Genomic DNA, 1,314 nt, shown 5'->3' with positions numbered 1-1,314 from the left:
CAGGAATGTCGGATCGAAATCCCTGACCGCCACGCGCGTTGCCGGCAGGGAGCCGCTGAAGATCAACACGCCGATGAATCCATTCATCCAGCCGCTCGCGGTCTTGTCCATCGTATGCTCCGTTTGTCGGCTCCGTATCGCGCGGAGCCGGTGGTATCGCCAGAGACAATGCGGTACAATTATGCAAAACTGTCATGCTTGGCAGAGCAGTACGGATGGACAAACAGACCACAGGAAGCGAGAGCAGCGGAACGCTGGTCGAAGGTGTCATGGCGACGATCCGCCAGCGGATCGCGGCGCGCAGCCTGACGCCGGGAGCGCAATTGCCGTCGATCCGCGCCTTTGCCAAATCCATGCGAGTGTCCAAATCCACCGTGGTCGAAGCCTATGAGCGGCTCGCCGCCGAAGGGACGATCCGCTCGCGGCCGGGCTCCGGATTCTATGCCGCCGGATCGCTGGCGCCGCTGTCGCTGGCCGAAATCGGCCCCCGCCTCGACCGCGCGGTCGATCCACTCTGGATCTCACGCCAGTCCCTGGAGGCCGGCGACGACATGCTGAAACCCGGCTGCGGCTGGCTGCCGGCCTCGTGGATGCCGCAGGCCGGTCTGCGCCGGGCACTGCGCACGGTAGCGCGTGCCGACGATGTCGCACTGGCCGATTACGGCACGCCGCTCGGCCTGCCGCCGCTGCGGCAATTGCTGGCGCGGCGTATGGCCGGGCACGGCATCGAGGCCTCTCCCGAGCAGATCATGCTGACGGAATCAGGCACGCAGGCCATCGACCTGTTGTGCCGGTTCCTGATCGAGCCCGGCGACACCGTGCTGGTCGACGACCCCTGCTACTTCAACTTCCATGCTTTGTTGCGCGCCCACCGAGCCAAGGTCGTCAGCGTTCCCTACACGCCGTCGGGGCCGGACATCGATCTGTTCGCGCAGGCGCTGGCCGAGCATCGGCCGCGCCTCTACATCACCAATTCCGCCATCCACAACCCGACCGGCGCGGTGCTGTCGCCAGTCACCGCCCATCGGCTGCTCAAGCTCGCCGACCAGTCGGAATTGACTATCGTCGAAGACGACATCTTCGCCGATTTTGAACATGCGCCCGCCCCCAGGCTGGCGGCGTTCGATGGTCTGAACCGCGTCGTCCACATCGGCAGCTTCTCCAAGACGCTGTCGGCGTCGGTTCGCTGCGGCTTCATCGCAGCCCCCCGCGACTGGATCGAGCCCCTGACCGACCTGAAGATCGCCACCACCTTTGGCGGCGGCCGGCTTGCGGCCGAATTGGTGCTGACGCTGCTCAAAGACGGCAGTTACC

General features: G+C 65.5%; 1 protein-coding gene and 1 pseudogene. One reads left to right on the top strand and one right to left on the bottom strand.

Translation table 11 applies throughout. The annotated features are described in order from the left end of the window. Window positions 1-111: pseudogene (locus EN906_RS38635) on the bottom strand (EamA/RhaT family transporter); the annotation flags it as partial. A 104-nt stretch (window positions 112-215) separates the two neighbouring features. Here EN906_RS38635 and EN906_RS34365 point away from each other — a divergent pair. After that, window positions 216-1,314 (top strand): PLP-dependent aminotransferase family protein (locus EN906_RS34365; RefSeq protein WP_164777618.1); only part of this gene is annotated, 1,099 nt, incomplete at its 3' end.

It is taken from the genome of Mesorhizobium sp. M7A.F.Ca.CA.004.06.1.1, assembly GCF_003999135.1.
In the GTDB taxonomy this organism is placed as follows: domain Bacteria; phylum Pseudomonadota; class Alphaproteobacteria; order Rhizobiales; family Rhizobiaceae; genus Mesorhizobium.
The sequence above is the reverse complement of the archived record's forward strand: the minus strand, read 5'-3'. Positions and strand labels throughout refer to the sequence as shown.